Genomic DNA, 14,020 nt, shown 5'->3' with positions numbered 1-14,020 from the left:
TTGGCGTATTGCACGCCTACCCGCCCCTTTTCGACGACAAACCGACACGCGTGACCAGTTCGGCGGCTTTGTTCTTCGCGAGCTCGCCGACCGCATGCCAGCCGTTTGGATCGCCCTTGAGGATGGCTTCGGCCATCGACTTCATCTCGTCGTAGGTGGCATGCGGCGGGATGGGGGGCACCTCCGGGTCCGTTCGCACATCGAGCACCACGGGCTCGCTGGCGGACAGTGCCTGGTCCCACGCGGCGCCCAGCGCCTCAGGGTCGTCGACGGCGATCGCCGACAACCCCATCGCGCGGGCCACGTCGGCATACGACACCTCTGGCAGTGTCTGTGACTCCTCGAATTTCGGTGCGCCGCCCATCGCCCGCAGCTCCCACGTCACGTGCGACAAGTCGTTGTTGTGGAACACGCAGACCACCAGCCGCGGATCCGCCCATTGCCGCCAGTATCGGCGCACGGTGAGCAGTTCGGCCAGCCCGTTCATTTGCATTGCCCCGTCGCCCACCAATGCGACGACCGGGCGGTGCGGGTGGGCGTACTTGGCGCCGATGGCGTACGGCACCGCCGGGCCCATGGTGGCCAGCGTTCCCGACAGCGACCCCCGCGTTGCGGGGCCGAACCGCAGACAGCGGGCGTACCAGTTGGTCGACGAGCCGGAATCGCCCGTGACGATCGCGTCGGCGGGTAGCCGGTTGGACAGCTCCCACACCACCCGCATCGGGTTCACCGGTTCGGCGGACAACATCACTTGCCGCTCAACGGTCTGCCACCACCGCGCGACGTTGCTCTCGACAGTATCCCGCCACGACCGCTCGGTCTTGCGGTTCAGCAGCGGAACTAGTTCCGCCAGAGCGATTTTCGCGTCCGCGACGATGTTGACCTCGGTGGGATAACGCATGCCGATGTTCGCGCCGTCAATATCGATCTGCACCGCGCGGGCCTTACCATAGTCGGGCAGGAACTGGCTGTAGGGAAAGTTGGAGCCGACGATCAGCAGAGTGTCGCAGTCGCGCATCAGTTCGTAGCTGGCTCTGGTGCCAAGCAGGCCGATGGCCCCAGTGACGTAGGGCAGGTCATCGGACAGCACGTCCTTGCCCAGTAACGCCTTGGCCACACCCGCGCCGGTGCGCTCGGCGATCTCGTGGATCTCAGTGGCCGCCCCGCGAGCGCCCTGCCCGACCAGGATCGCGACCCTGGACCCGGCATTGAGGATGTCGGCGGCCAGTGAGATCGCGACAGGATCGGCGGCGGCCAGCGGCTCGACGTCGTGCGGCCCGCTCGACGGCACCTGTTTGAAGGCGTGACCCGGCGGCTCGTAGGGCTCCTCCTGCAGGTCCGACGGGATCACCACCGCGGTGGGTGCGCGGCGGGCGCGCGCGGTCCGGATCGCCCTGTCGATCGCGTTGGGTAGTTGGCTGGCGACGTTGACCTCGACCAGGTAGTCGCTGGCCACATCCTTGAACAGGGTCTGCAGGTCGACCTCCTGTTGGTAACTGCCGCCCATCGCGCTGCGCGCCGTCTGCCCGACGATCGCCACCACCGGCGTGTGGTCGAGCTTGGCGTCGTAAAGCCCGTTGAGCAGGTGAATCGCCCCGGGCCCGGACGTGGCGAGGCAGACACCGACGTCGCCAGAGAACTTGGCGTAGCCCGTGGCCGCGAAGGCCGCCATCTCCTCGTGGCGCGCCTGCACGAACCGCGGCTTGTTGTCCGCCTTGCCGAATGCCGCGACGATTCCGTTGATCCCGTCGCCGGGGTAACCGAAGACCTGCTCGACACCCCATTCGCGCAGGCGGGCAAGGAGGAAATCAGCAACGGTTTGACCCATGAGCGTCGCGATACCCGCCATGATCGGCGCCAAACTAGACTGGCCCTGTGACGTCGGAGCTCACCCAGGCCTCGGAAACTGTAGACACTGTCGACCGCGCCGCCGCCACTCCCGAGCACCCGCAGCCGTTCCGCGAACTCGGCCTCAAGGACGACGAGTACCAGCGGATACGCGATATTCTCGGCCGCAGGCCCACCGACGCCGAGCTGGCCATGTACTCGGTGATGTGGAGCGAGCACTGTTCGTACAAGTCGTCGAAGGTGCATCTGCGCTACTTCGGCGAAACCACCACGGAGAAGATGCGTGAGGCGATGCTGGCCGGCATCGGCGAGAACGCCGGGGTGGTCGACATCGGCGACGGGTGGGCGGCCACCTTCAAGGTGGAGTCGCACAACCACCCCTCGTACATCGAGCCGTACCAGGGCGCGGCCACCGGCGTCGGCGGCATCGTCCGCGACATCATGGCCATGGGAGCGCGACCGGTGGCGGTGATGGACCAGTTGCGGTTCGGCGCCGCGGACGCGCCCGACACCCGCCGGGTGGTCGACGGGGTGGTGCGGGGCATCGGCGGCTACGGCAACTCTCTTGGGCTGCCGAACATCGGCGGCGAGACGGTGTTCGACGCCTGCTACGCGGGCAACCCGTTGGTCAACGCGCTGTGCGTCGGCGTGCTGCGTAGGGAAGACCTTCACCTGGCGTTCGCATCGGGCACCGGCAACAAGATCATCCTGTTCGGTGCGCGCACCGGCCTCGATGGCATCGGCGGCGTTTCGGTGTTGGCATCCGAGACCTTCGGTGGCGACGAGAGTGGGGCGCCGGGCCGCAAGAAGCTGCCGAGCGTTCAGGTCGGCGACCCGTTCATGGAGAAGGTGCTCATCGAGTGCTGCCTCGAGTTGTACGCCAACGACCTGGTCGTGGGTATCCAGGACCTCGGTGGCGCCGGGTTGTCTTGTGCCACATCCGAACTCGCGTCGGCCGGTGACGGTGGCATGCGGATCGAGCTGGACAGTGTTCCGCTGCGGGCCGCCAACATGACGCCCGCCGAGATCCTGTCCAGCGAGTCGCAGGAGCGAATGTGTGCGGTCGTCACCCCCGAGAACGTCGAGGCGTTCATGGCGGTGTGCCGAAAGTGGGACGTGCTGGCCACCGTGATCGGCGAGGTGACCGACGGCGACCGACTGGAGATCACCTGGCACGGCGAGACCGTCGTCGACGTGCCGCCACGCACGGTCGCCCACGAAGGCCCCGTCTACGAGCGGCCGGTGCAGCGTCCTGGCACGCAGGACGCGCTGAACGCGAACACCTCCGCCGATCTGCCGAGGCCGAAGACCGGCGAGGAGCTGAAAGCGACTTTGCTTGCGCTGCTTGGTAGTCCGCACCTGTGCAGCCGGGCGTTCATCACCGAACAGTATGACCGCTACGTGCGCGGCAACACCGTGCTCGCCGAACACGCCGACGGCGGCGTGCTGCGCGTCGACGAGGCCACCGGCCGCGGCATCGCGGTGTCCACCGACGCGTCCGGTCGCTACACGCAACTCGACCCGTACACCGGCGCGCAACTGGCGCTGGCCGAGGCGTACCGCAACGTCGCCGTCACCGGCGCCAAGCCGGTGGCCGTCACCAACTGCCTCAACTTCGGCTCGCCGGAAGACCCCGCGGTGATGTGGCAGTTCAGCCAGGCCGTCAGGGGATTGGCGGACGGTTGTGCCACCCTTGGCATTCCGGTTACCGGTGGCAACGTCAGCTTCTACAACCAAACCGGCAACACGCCGATCCTGCCGACGCCGGTGGTGGGGGTGCTCGGCGTGATCGATGACGTCAAGCGGCGCATCCCGACGGGGCTTGGCACCGAACCGGGTGAAACCCTGATCCTGCTCGGCGACACCCGCGACGAATTCGACGGCTCGATCTGGGCGCAGGTCACCGCCGACCATCTCGGCGGACTGCCACCGAAGGTGGACCTTGCCCGCGAGAAGCTTCTCGCCGAAGTGCTTGCCGCCGCGTCTCGCGACGGGCTGGTATCCGCCGCACACGATTTGTCCGAGGGCGGGCTGATGCAGGCCGTCGTCGAAGCCGCGCTTGCCGGCGAAACCGGTTGCCGCATTGTGGTTCCCGAAGGCTTTGAATCGGGCACAGGCGCGTTCACGTTCTTATTCTCCGAGTCGGCAGGCCGGGTACTGGTCGCGGTGCCGCGCACCGAGGAGAGCCGGTTGCGCGCGATGTGCGAAGCCCGCGGACTGCCCGCGACGCGTATCGGCGTCGTGGACGAGGGCAGCGATTCGATCGAAGTTCAAGGCTTGTTCACGGTTTCTCTGGAGGACCTGCGCAGCACGTCGGAGGGCGTGCTCCCCGGGTTGTTCGGGTGACCTTCGGGTGACCGGGGCGCCTCGCGAACGACATCCGCTACTGGTCTGGGCGTGGAGGCTGGTCCACCTCGATTTCACCGGGGTGGCTGTCGGTGCGCTGTTCTTCTGCCTTTCGCTGACCCCGTCGCTGCTGCCGCGTGACTGGCTGTTCCAGGGACTGATCGGTGGGCTCAACGCCGCAATCGGTTACGGCATCGGCGCGTTCCTGGAAAGAATGGTGCGGCGCTTCGTGTTACGTCGCAGGGTCTGGTGGCCACCGTCGAAGCGGGTGCTGTACGCGTTGAAAACGGTGGTCGTCGCCGGATCCCTGGCGGCGTGTGTGTTGATGATGATCCCCGCGGCGGCGTGGCAACGTCAGGTCTCGGCGGTGATGGGCATGGAGGGCCCGAACACGCTGGGATACATGCGCACCCTGATCATCGCGCTGATTGCCGGCGCGGTGTGCGTCGCGGTGGCGCGGGTGCTGCTCGACGTGATCAAGACCATGGCGCGGTTGTTGATCCGACGCTGGCACCTGCACGACGAGATGGCGTTGTTCATCGGCACGGCGATCGTGGTGGTGGTGGCCGTCACGCTGATCAACGGCGTACTGGTGCGCGGCTTCCTGGCGGGCGCGAACCGGGTGTTCCAGCCGCAGAACACCACCACCCGCGAGGGAATCGTGCAGCCGCAACAGCCGCAACGATCGGGCAGCCCGAACTCTTACGCGCCGTGGGACACACTCGGCTACCAGGGCCGCAACTTCGTCGCGACGGGCCCGCACGCCGACGAGCTGACACGGTTGAACGGCAGGCCGGCCAAGGAACCCATCCGGGTGTATGTGGGGCTGAACACCGCCGACGACGACGAGAGCCGGATGGCGGTGCTGCTCAGCGAACTCGAGCGCACCGGCGCCTTCGACCGAAAGCTGCTTGTCATCGTCCCGACTACCGGAACCGGATGGATCAACCCGGTGGCCGCCCGGGCGCTCGAGATGATGTACAACGGCGACACCGCGCTGGTGGGGTCGCAGTATTCCTTTCTGCCGAGCTGGATCTCGTTCCTCGGCGACAAAGACAAATCGATGCGCTCCGGCCGGCTGATGATCGACGCCATCCACGACCGGTGGATGAAGCTGCCCGCCGACCACAGGCCGAAGCTCGTGCTCTACGGCGAAAGCCTCGGCTCGATGGCGGGGCAGGGCGCGTTCGGCTGGCTACCCGACATCTCCGGGATGGGCTTCTCGTCGGTGCTGTGGGTCGGTCCGCCCAACGCAAGCCCGATCTGGAGCGGCATCATCGCGCGACGCGACCCGGGCACCACCGAGGTTGCGCCGCGCTACGACAACGGCCGCACCGTGCGGTTCTCGCAGGGCGTCGACGCCGCGGAGATCCACAGCGACACCATGGCGCGGTGGGAGGGCACTCGGGTGCTGTTCCTGCAGCACCCGTCGGACCCGATCGTGTGGTGGTCGCAGGACCTGCTGTTCACCCGGCCGGACTGGCTGAGGGAGCCGCCTGGCCGCGACCGCACGGCGTCGATGCGCTGGTATCCGATCATCACGTTCTGGCAGGTCGCGGCCGATATGACGAACGCGTCGTCGGTCCCGGGTGGGCACGGCCACAACTACGGTGACTTCGTGCTCGACGGCTGGGCCGCCGTCGCCCCGCCCGACGGCTGGACCCAGGACGACACCGAACGCATCCGGACCGCACTGGATAAGACCGAAGCCGAGGATGGGCCCGAATACTGATGCGCGCCAGCAAAATTCGTGCGGTCGCACTGGCCGGCGCGCTGGTCGGCTGGAGCTTCGCCGCGCCAAGGGTGCGATGGCATCCGTTGCCCAACGCAGGGCTGGGGAGCGGTCTGGTCGCAATTACCCGGTCACCGTTGGGCTTTCGGCCGCCCGCGCTGTGGTCGGGTGTCCGGCACGGCCTCGCGACGGGCGCGGTCGCGACGCTGGGCATCGTCGCGGTGTCGGCGCTGCCACCGGTGCGCAGGGCGATGGTCGAACGCGAACTGCCCGAACGCGCCGGTCGCTGGCTGTTGCTCAGCATCCCTGTGGGCACGGTGTGGCCGGAAGAGGCCGCCTACCGAGCCACACTGGGCGCCGTCGCCGAGGCGGCGTTCGGCCCGACACGCGGCAGGCTGCTGCAGGCCGCGGCGTTCGGGCTGTGGCACGTCGTCGACGCCCGGGCGGCCGGGCAACCCGTCGCGGGCACTGTGTTGGCGATCGGTGCGGCGGGCTGGGTCTTCGGCTGGCTATACGAACGATCGGGCAGCCTCATCGCGCCGATGCTGTTGCATCTGGCGATCAACGAGGCCGCCGGGTTGACCGCACTCGGCGTACAACGACGCGCGCGGCGGCTAGGGTCATTGCCCGCGGGCGGAAGGAGCACCGACTGACCGACGCTGATCGCGCGTATTCGCGCACATTCGTCGTCACCGGAGCCGCATCGGGCATCGGGCTCGCTACCGCCCGGCGGCTGTTGGCCGAGGGCGGCACCGTCGTGGGAACCGACTTGACCGGCCCGCCAGTCGATCTGGGAGATCGGTTCGACTTCGTCGCGGCCGACATCACCGACGAAGACGCCGTCGCCGCGGTGTTCGCCACGGTTGCCGGTCGGCTCGACGGAGTGGTCCACTGTGCGGGCGTGGCGGGCGGCGGACCGATCCACTTGCTCCCGCAGACCGAGTGGGACCGCGTGATTCGGGTCAACCTGACGGGAACGTTCTTGGTGGCCAGGACCGCGGTGGCGCGGATGATCGAACAGCCGCGGATGGGCGGGGAACGCGGATCAATCGTGACGCTCGCCAGCGTCGAAGGCCTCGAGGGCACGGCGGGCGGCAGCGCATACAACGCGTCGAAGGGCGGCGTCGTGTTGCTGACCAAGAACATCGCGCTCGACTACGGACCGAGCGGGATCCGGGCAAATGCCATCTGCCCCGGCTTCATCGACACCCCGATGCTCGAATCCGTGATGGGCCTCGACGGCATGCAGGGCCCGCTGCGCTCGATCACCGAAGAGCACGCGCTGGGGCGCCGCGGCCGGCCCGACGAGATCGCCGCGATGGCGGCTTTTCTTGTCTCCCTTGATGCGTCGTTCGTCACCGGGCAGGCGATCGCCGTCGACGGCGGTTACACCGCGGGCCGCGATCACGGTGTCGTCAAGCTCTTCGGTTTTCCTGTCAGCTGACCGAGGGCACGATCTGGTTGGCGAGCTCGACGTCGGCGGCACGGGTCGCGTCGTCCAAATTGCCGGTGTCGGGATTGGGCGCGACCTTGAAGGTGAGCATCTGCCCGTTCTTCACGACCACCAGACTCACGCCGGGGCCGAACCAATAAGCGTCGTACGGCAAACTGGCATCGCGGTTTTCGGGATTGATCACGTGGAAGAGGTTGACGGGTGCGGTGGGATCGGTGGGAATCGGGTCGAGCCTGAACTCCACCGAACCCATGCTTCCCGTGTAATAACAGCCCTTGTCGCGCACGGCCACCGGCGGGTCGGTGTCGTCATATGCCAATCGACGCTGGGCGTCGTCGCCGGCGAACTTCGCGGCGATCACCGGCGTCAACAGGTCACACGGTTGAGTGCCTGCGGGGGTCACGCTGGGCGACGGTGTGGCCGAGGTCGTCACCGTCAACGTGCTCGGCGCGGCCTGCCCGCCGCCGTTCGGCGTGGTGCATCCCGCAGTGACAAAGGCCGCGGTTCCGAAAACGATCAACACCTCGCGCATCGCCATGGGGTGATCGTGCACGGGCGGTCTTGGCGGATTCTTGTGATCGGGCGATTTCCTGGTCACGGGTTGATCGTGTATTCGCCGACCTGTCGGCCCCAGACATAGTCGATCAGGATCGGCTGGCCGAGTTCGAAGTGGTTGTACGGCGCGATCGACGCCCCGGTGTCCATCACCAGATACGGTGCAGGCCACAGATCTCGAGTGATGTCCTGCCAGCAGCCGGGCCTGCCTTCAGGGCCGCCGCGGGCGTTGGTCCGCGGCAGGTTGTCGGGATAGACGTACGGGTTGCCCGCGCCGCCGACGGTGCCCGACGAGGAGGCCAGCGAATAGCCGTTGCCGCCCAGCGCCTTGGCGACCTGCTTCTGGACGACAGAGAACTTGCGGATGGTGCAGAAGATCATGCCGTGGTAGTCGTCGAGAAGTCGCGTCGTCGGGACCAGGTCGGCTGCGCCGCGGACCAAGTAGGGACCGCTGCGCTCGAAGCTGGCGGCGGCGTTGGTGAAGCCGAGGGCGGCCATCAAGGCCTGATCGATGTCGGAGCGGTACTCGTTGAGGGTCTGCACGGTGCGAGATGCGTGCTCGAGCCCGTCCCACAGGTCCGGCGATGCGTCGGCGTACACGTCCGCCAACTGGGCCAGTGCGCGGTTGTCCGCGGTGATCCTCGGCATCTGCGGATTCAGTTGCTCGAGGATCTGATTGCCGTTCGACAGCGATTCGCCGAACCGGTCACCCAATCCGGTGAGCGCATCGGCGGTTGCGGCCAGCGTCTGGTTCAGCTTGATGGGGTCCACCTGTTCGGCGATCGCGATGACCGTTTCGAACAAGGTGTTGTACTCCGTCGTGACCCCTGAGGCGTCGATCACGTCACTGGACGTAATGCGTTGCGGCATAGGGTCTTTAGCCGAGCTCAAGGAGATGTACTTGTTACCGAATACCGTGGTGGCCCTGATTTTGGCCGCGACGTTGGCTGGGATGAACTCGAGATAGCGGGGTTTGACATCGAGCGTGAGCTTGACCATGTGGTCGACCATCGCGATGCGCGACACCCGGCCGATCTGTACGCCGTTGTAGGTCACCTTCGCGCCGGGTTCGACGACGAGGCCGGCGCGCGGCGACAGCACAGTCAGCTGCATCTTGGGAGTGAGGGCGCCGCGAAACTCCAAATAGATGAACACCGCAAGGGCTGTCACGAGCACCACAAAGATCGCACCGGCCGTTTTGTAGGGCGGTCGGTGGCGATCGACAAGCACTTTGAGAATCTAAGGTATGGCCGCGCGACGCAGTGCCGATCCGGCGAAGACCCGCGCCGCCGTTACGGCAGTTCTCGGTTGGTTGCGTGACGGTGGGCTGCCCGAACCGGACCGTGCGGAACTGGCAGAAGCGGTGCGGTTGACCGCGCGCACCCTGGCGGACGTGGCGCCCGGTGCGAGCGTCGAGGTGCGTGTGCCTCCCTTTGTTGCGGTGCAGTGCATCTCCGGTCCGCAGCACCGCCGGGGAAATCCGCCGAACGTCGTCGAGGCGGATTCACGCACCTGGCTACTGCTGGCCACCGGTCTGCTCGACATGGCGGGCGCCGGAAGGACCGGCGGCTTGCAGCTGTCCGGGTCACGTGCCAGTGAGATAGGTCACTGGCTGCCGTTGATCGCTGTCGACTGAAATGTCCGAGCCCGACAGTTCGTTGATGTGTTCAGCGACACTTTGCCGCAATTCCGTGATTACTCGGTGGTAGCCGTAGACTTGAGTGCGCCTACCCCCCCGCCCTGGGAGCAGCCATATCGTGACCGGCCAGCAGACCGATCCAGAACCCCGCGAAGAGTGTGGCGTATTCGGCGTCTGGGCGCCGGGCGAAGAAGTCGCCAAACTCACCTACTACGGCCTTTACGCGCTTCAGCACCGCGGGCAGGAAGCGGCGGGCATCGCGGTCGCCGACGGTTCGCAGGTGCTCGTGTTCAAGGATCTCGGCCTGGTCAGCCAGGTCTTCGATGAGCAGACGCTGGCCGCGATGGAGGGCCACGTCGCGATCGGCCATTGCCGATATTCCACTACCGGGTCCACCACCTGGGAGAACGCCCAACCGGTGTTCCGCAACACAGCCGCGGGCACCGGGGTCGCGCTGGGTCACAACGGCAACTTGGTCAACGCCACGGAATTGGCCGCGCGCGCCCGTGAAGCCGGTCTGCTCGGCACTCGCGGTGCCCCCGCCGCCACCACGGACTCCGACATCCTCGGCGCGCTGCTGGCCCACGGCGCCGCCGACTCCACACTCGAACAGGCGGCTCTCGAACTGCTGCCCACCGTGCGCGGCGCGTTCTGCCTGACGTTCATGGACGAGAACACCCTGTACGCGGCCCGCGACCCCTACGGCGTGCGGCCGCTGTCGCTGGGCCGGCTGGACCGCGGCTGGGTGGTCGCCTCGGAGACCGCAGCGCTCGACATCGTCGGTGCGTCGTTCGTCCGCGACATCGAGCCGGGCGAACTGTTGGCCATCGACGCGGACGGTGTGCGCTCCACCCGCTTCGCGAACCCCGAACCCAAGGGCTGCGTCTTCGAATACGTGTATCTGGCCCGGCCGGACAGCACGCTGGCGGGCCGGTCGGTGCACAAGACCCGCGTCGACATCGGCAGGGCGCTGGCTCGTGAGCATCCAATCGACGCCGACCTGGTGATCGGTGTGCCCGAGTCGGGCACACCAGCGGCGGTGGGTTATGCGCAGGAGTCGGGCATCCCGTACGGGCAGGGCCTGATGAAAAACGCTTATGTGGGGCGGACTTTCATTCAGCCGTCGCAGACCATCCGGCAGTTGGGCATTCGTCTCAAGCTCAACCCGCTGAAGGAAGTGATCCGCGGCAAGCGGCTGATCGTCGTGGACGATTCGATCGTGCGCGGCAATACGCAGCGAGCACTGGTGCGGATGCTGCGTGAGGCGGGTGCCATCGAGGTGCACGTGCGGATTGCTTCGCCGCCGGTGAAGTGGCCGTGCTTCTACGGCATCGACTTCGCCACACCCGCCGAACTGATTGCCAACGCGGTCGACGACGAAGGCGAGATGCTCGAAGCGGTGCGGCACGCCATCGGCGCGGACACCCTCGGCTATATCTCACAGGCGGGCATGGTCGCGGCCACCGAACAACCCACGACCCGGCTGTGCTCGGCCTGCTTCGACGGCAATTACCCGATCGAGCTTCCCGGCGAAACGGCGTTGGGCAAGAACGTGATCGAACAGATGCTGACCACCGCGGCGCGCACCGGCATTCCGCTGCAAGCCGAAAACGACAACGCCTCGGCGCTGCGCAGGCCCTAGCGCGGCCCCGCCCAACTCGGATCGCCCGGCAGCGGGCCAGTTTGCAGGGCGCGCGCGACCGCGTCCCGGTAACCCGTCAGTCCGCTCGGTGGCGGTGCTATGACACCGTCGATATCTGAATTGCCCACGATGGCATCGCATTCCAACGATTCGATCAGCGGCCGCGCCAGGCCGGGAGGCATCGGAGTGACGAGGCCGATCCACAGGCTCGCGATGGTGGGGGTGAGAAACGGCACCGCCACGATCAACCGCCTGCGTAGGCCCGCCACCTCGGCGTAGATCTGCAGCGCGTCGCCGTACTCCAACACGTCCGGTCCGCCGATGTCCCATGTCCGCGACGACGGCACCACGGCAGTCGCCGCTTCGGCCAAATAGTGGAGCACGTCGTCGATCGCGATGGGTTGAATCTTGTTGTGCACCCACTTCGGTGTCGTCATCGCAGGAAGCCGATTGGTGAGGTGGCGGATCATCTCGAACGAGGCAGATCCAGAACCGACCACGATTCCTGCCTGCAGCACCACGGTTTCGACGCCGGAGTCCACCAAGACTTCACCGACCGCGGTCCGCGATCGCAGATGTGGCGACAGATCGGCGCCGTCCGGGTGCAGACCACCCAGATACACCAACCGGCGCACGCCGGCTTGCTCGGCGGCGAGCGCCACATTGCGCGCAGAGCGTGCTTCCTCGGCGACGAAGTCCTTCGAGGTGCCCATGGAGTGCACGAGGTAGTAGACGACGTCCACGCCATCGAACGCTGCGGTCAACGAGTCTGGCTCGGCGAGATCGCCGCGGACGACGTCGACACGCTCGCGCCACGCAGCGTCCGCGAGCTTGTCGGGGTTGCGGGCCATTGCCCGTACGGAATGGCCTTTGTCGAGCAATTGCGGCGTCAGCCGGCCTCCGATGTAGCCGGTTGCGCCCGTCACCAGGCAGTGGATGTCGTCACCCCTCATGTCAGTGATTCGGAGCCGATCCGCCGCCGGATGGTCGGGTCAGGCCCTAGCCGCAGCCGGGATCGGGCACGTCTACAGCCAGCGGGGTACCCGCAGGCTGAATGTAATCAACCCACATCACCAGGGGACCGGGTCCTAGATTGCGGCCGATATGTGCGTGACCGGGCCCGCTGTCCTCGGTCACCGCGGAGCCTTCCGGCGAGGCAATCGCCGAGCAGTCCGACATCGTGCGGGTCAGCGTGCCCTCCCGGATCACGCCGAACACCCGGCCGTCGTGATAGTGCCAGCCGGTGCTGCCGCCGGGCTGGATGGTGATCTTGCGGGTGATGTAGTCCATTCCGTTGACGGTCGCCTGGGAGATGATCTCGGTGTCGGCGTTCTCTGAGGGGGTGGCGGCCGCGGCCGCCGACATGACGGTGGCGGCCGGCAGCATCGCCGAGGCAACAAGCGCAAACCAGCGAACTGTTTTCATGGTCGCTCACGTTCTCACACCGGCGCGATCACGGCGGACGATCTGGGACAACCGTGGCGGTTCGACTGGTTACCCAGCGGTGGGCAACGACGGTAGCCTTGCTTTCGATGACGGATCAAGCCGAACAACACGGCATCTCCTACGCATCGGCTGGAGTGGACATCGAAGCCGGTGATCGCGCCGTCGAACTGTTCAAGCCGCTGGCCAAGAAGGCCACCAGGCCTGAGGTTCGGGGCGGACTCGGCGGATTCGCCGGCTTGTTCGCGCTGCGCGGGGGCTATCGCGAGCCGCTGCTGGCCTCGTCGACCGACGGTGTGGGCACCAAGCTGGCGGTCGCGCAGGCCATGGACAAGCACGACACCGTCGGCATCGATCTGGTGGCGATGGTGGTCGACGACCTGGTGGTGTGCGGGGCCGAGCCGCTGTTCCTTCAGGACTACATCGCGGTCGGGCGAACCGTGCCTGAACGGGTCAGCGAACTGGTGTCGGGCATCGCCAACGGCTGCGTGATGGCAGGCTGCGCTCTGCTGGGCGGCGAGACCGCCGAGCACCCCGGACTGATGGCGCCCGACCACTACGACATATCGGCCACCGGCGTTGGGGTGGTGGAAGCCGACGACGTGCTCGGGCCAGAGCGGGTCAAACCGGGCGACGTCATCATCGCGATGGCGTCGACGGGGCTGCATTCCAACGGTTACTCGCTGGCGCGCAAGGTGCTGCTCGAGATCGACAGGATGAACCTGGCCGGTCATGTCGAGGAGTTCGGCCGCACACTGGGCGAAGAGCTGCTGGAGCCCACCCGCATCTACACCAAAGACTGCCTGGCGCTGGCCGCCGAAACCCAGGTGCGAACCTTCTGCCACGTCACCGGCGGCGGGCTAGCCGGAAACCTCGAGCGGGTCATTCCGCCAGGGCTGATCGCCGAGATCGACCGCGGAACGTGGACGCCAGCGCCGGTCTTCGGGATGATCGCGCAGCGCGGCCGCGTCGACCGGGTCGAGATGGAGAAGACGTTCAACATGGGTGTCGGCATGGTCGCCGTCGTCGCGTCGGAGGACACCGACCGCGCGCTGGCCGTGCTGACCGCCAGGCATCTGGACTGCTGGACCCTCGGCACCGTCAAGAAGGGCAGCAAGGACAGCCCGCGTGCCAGCCTGGTAGGCCAGCACCCGCGGTTCTAGGAGGGGTTAACGCCGCCAGTCGTCCTCGGCGGCCCAGTCGTCGGTTTCGGTGTCGGCGCCGTTGAGATCGCCGGAGTTGTCGGAACCCGCCAGCTCGCGCTGTAGCCGTTCGAAATCCGTCTGCGGTGAGCTGTATTTGAGCTCACGAGCAACCTTGGTCTGCTTTGCCTTAGCCCGGCCGCGGCCCATGGGGGTACCC

General features: G+C 66.9%; 13 protein-coding genes. 7 read left to right on the top strand and 6 right to left on the bottom strand.

What is annotated here, in order from left to right:
- Positions 1 to 16: 16 nt before the first annotated feature.
- Positions 17 to 1,828 (bottom strand): thiamine pyrophosphate-requiring protein, encoded by a 1,812-nt coding sequence (locus tag ACGFK1_RS12290; protein WP_393428693.1) that lies wholly within the window; start codon positions 1,826 to 1,828, stop codon positions 17 to 19.
- Positions 1,829 to 1,875: 47 nt separating this feature from the next.
- Here ACGFK1_RS12290 and purL point away from each other — a divergent pair, with 47 nt between their 5' ends.
- The 4 genes from purL to ACGFK1_RS12270 are packed head-to-tail and all read left to right on the top strand — an operon-like array spanning position 1,876 to position 7,370.
- The gene (gene purL / locus ACGFK1_RS12285) at positions 1,876 to 4,194 is read left to right on the top strand and encodes a phosphoribosylformylglycinamidine synthase subunit PurL (RefSeq protein ID WP_393428691.1); all 2,319 of its coding nucleotides are present in this window, start codon (positions 1,876 to 1,878) and stop codon (positions 4,192 to 4,194) included.
- Positions 4,195 to 4,201: 7 nt separating this feature from the next.
- Positions 4,202 to 5,926 carry an alpha/beta hydrolase gene (locus ACGFK1_RS12280; protein WP_393428689.1) on the top strand — a complete coding sequence of 575 codons (1,725 nt, stop codon included), beginning with the start codon at positions 4,202 to 4,204 and terminating at the stop codon, positions 5,924 to 5,926.
- Positions 5,926 to 6,579, top strand: coding sequence for a CPBP family intramembrane glutamic endopeptidase (locus ACGFK1_RS12275; RefSeq protein WP_393428686.1), 654 nt, complete (start codon positions 5,926 to 5,928; stop codon positions 6,577 to 6,579). Before ACGFK1_RS12280 ends, ACGFK1_RS12275 begins: the two co-directional genes overlap by 1 nt.
- On the top strand, positions 6,576 to 7,370 hold the full coding sequence (locus ACGFK1_RS12270; protein ID WP_393430058.1) for an SDR family NAD(P)-dependent oxidoreductase: 795 nt from the start codon (positions 6,576 to 6,578) through the stop codon (positions 7,368 to 7,370). Before ACGFK1_RS12275 ends, ACGFK1_RS12270 begins: the two co-directional genes overlap by 4 nt.
- On the opposite strand, the gene ACGFK1_RS12265 is transcribed toward ACGFK1_RS12270, so the two are convergent.
- Positions 7,363 to 7,977: a hypothetical protein gene (locus ACGFK1_RS12265; protein WP_393428683.1), complete on the bottom strand. Its 615-nt coding sequence runs from the start codon at positions 7,975 to 7,977 to the stop codon at positions 7,363 to 7,365. The two genes, ACGFK1_RS12270 and ACGFK1_RS12265, sit on opposite strands and share 8 nt — an antisense overlap.
- Complete coding sequence (locus tag ACGFK1_RS12260; protein WP_393428680.1) at positions 7,974 to 9,164, bottom strand: MCE family protein; 1,191 nt, start codon at positions 9,162 to 9,164, stop codon at positions 7,974 to 7,976. Before ACGFK1_RS12260 ends, ACGFK1_RS12265 begins: the two co-directional genes overlap by 4 nt.
- Positions 9,165 to 9,180: 16 nt before the next feature.
- On the opposite strand from ACGFK1_RS12260, the gene ACGFK1_RS12255 reads away from it, so the two are divergent.
- Positions 9,181 to 9,570, top strand: coding sequence for a sterol carrier family protein (locus ACGFK1_RS12255; RefSeq protein ID WP_393428677.1), 390 nt, complete (start codon positions 9,181 to 9,183; stop codon positions 9,568 to 9,570).
- Positions 9,571 to 9,691: 121 nt separating this feature from the next.
- Positions 9,692 to 11,215, top strand: a complete 1,524-nt coding sequence (gene purF / locus ACGFK1_RS12250; protein ID WP_393428674.1) for an amidophosphoribosyltransferase — start codon at positions 9,692 to 9,694, stop codon at positions 11,213 to 11,215.
- On the opposite strand, the gene ACGFK1_RS12245 is transcribed toward purF, so the two are convergent.
- Positions 11,212 to 12,168 (bottom strand): NAD(P)H-binding protein, encoded by a 957-nt coding sequence (locus ACGFK1_RS12245; protein WP_393428671.1) that lies wholly within the window; start codon positions 12,166 to 12,168, stop codon positions 11,212 to 11,214. The two genes, purF and ACGFK1_RS12245, sit on opposite strands and share 4 nt — an antisense overlap.
- A 46-nt stretch (positions 12,169 to 12,214) precedes the next feature.
- Complete coding sequence (locus ACGFK1_RS12240) at positions 12,215 to 12,640, bottom strand: cupin domain-containing protein (RefSeq protein WP_393428669.1); 426 nt, start codon at positions 12,638 to 12,640, stop codon at positions 12,215 to 12,217.
- A 107-nt stretch (positions 12,641 to 12,747) separates the two neighbouring features.
- On the opposite strand from ACGFK1_RS12240, the gene purM reads away from it, so the two are divergent.
- The gene (gene purM / locus ACGFK1_RS12235) at positions 12,748 to 13,821 is read left to right on the top strand and encodes a phosphoribosylformylglycinamidine cyclo-ligase (RefSeq protein ID WP_393428666.1); all 1,074 of its coding nucleotides are present in this window, start codon (positions 12,748 to 12,750) and stop codon (positions 13,819 to 13,821) included.
- Positions 13,822 to 13,827: 6 nt separating this feature from the next.
- Here the strand turns inward: purM and ACGFK1_RS12230 are convergent, their stop codons facing one another.
- Positions 13,828 to 14,010 carry a DUF3073 domain-containing protein gene (locus ACGFK1_RS12230; protein ID WP_393428663.1) on the bottom strand — a complete coding sequence of 61 codons (183 nt, stop codon included), beginning with the start codon at positions 14,008 to 14,010 and terminating at the stop codon, positions 13,828 to 13,830.
- Positions 14,011 to 14,020: the final 10 nt, after the last annotated feature.

The sequence above is a fragment of the Mycobacterium sp. NPDC048908 genome, assembly GCF_043197955.1.
GTDB lineage: Bacteria > Actinomycetota > Actinomycetes > Mycobacteriales > Mycobacteriaceae > Mycobacterium.
The sequence above is the reverse complement of the archived record's forward strand: the minus strand, read 5'-3'. Positions and strand labels throughout refer to the sequence as shown.

What these genes read in the sequence shown, in the direction of transcription:
- ACGFK1_RS12290 (WP_393428693.1), bottom strand. Translation starts at nt 1,828, where the DNA reads ATGGGTCAAACCGTTGCTGATTTCCTCCTTGCCCGCCTGCGCGAATGG.
- ACGFK1_RS12275 (WP_393428686.1), top strand. Translation starts at nt 5,926, where the DNA reads ATGCGCGCCAGCAAAATTCGTGCGGTCGCACTGGCCGGCGCGCTGGTC.
- ACGFK1_RS12255 (WP_393428677.1), top strand. Translation starts at nt 9,181, where the DNA reads ATGGCCGCGCGACGCAGTGCCGATCCGGCGAAGACCCGCGCCGCCGTT.
- ACGFK1_RS12245 (WP_393428671.1), bottom strand. Translation starts at nt 12,168, where the DNA reads ATGAGGGGTGACGACATCCACTGCCTGGTGACGGGCGCAACCGGCTAC.
- ACGFK1_RS12240 (WP_393428669.1), bottom strand. Translation starts at nt 12,640, where the DNA reads ATGAAAACAGTTCGCTGGTTTGCGCTTGTTGCCTCGGCGATGCTGCCG.
- purM (WP_393428666.1), top strand. Translation starts at nt 12,748, where the DNA reads ATGACGGATCAAGCCGAACAACACGGCATCTCCTACGCATCGGCTGGA.
- ACGFK1_RS12230 (WP_393428663.1), bottom strand. Translation starts at nt 14,010, where the DNA reads ATGGGCCGCGGCCGGGCTAAGGCAAAGCAGACCAAGGTTGCTCGTGAG.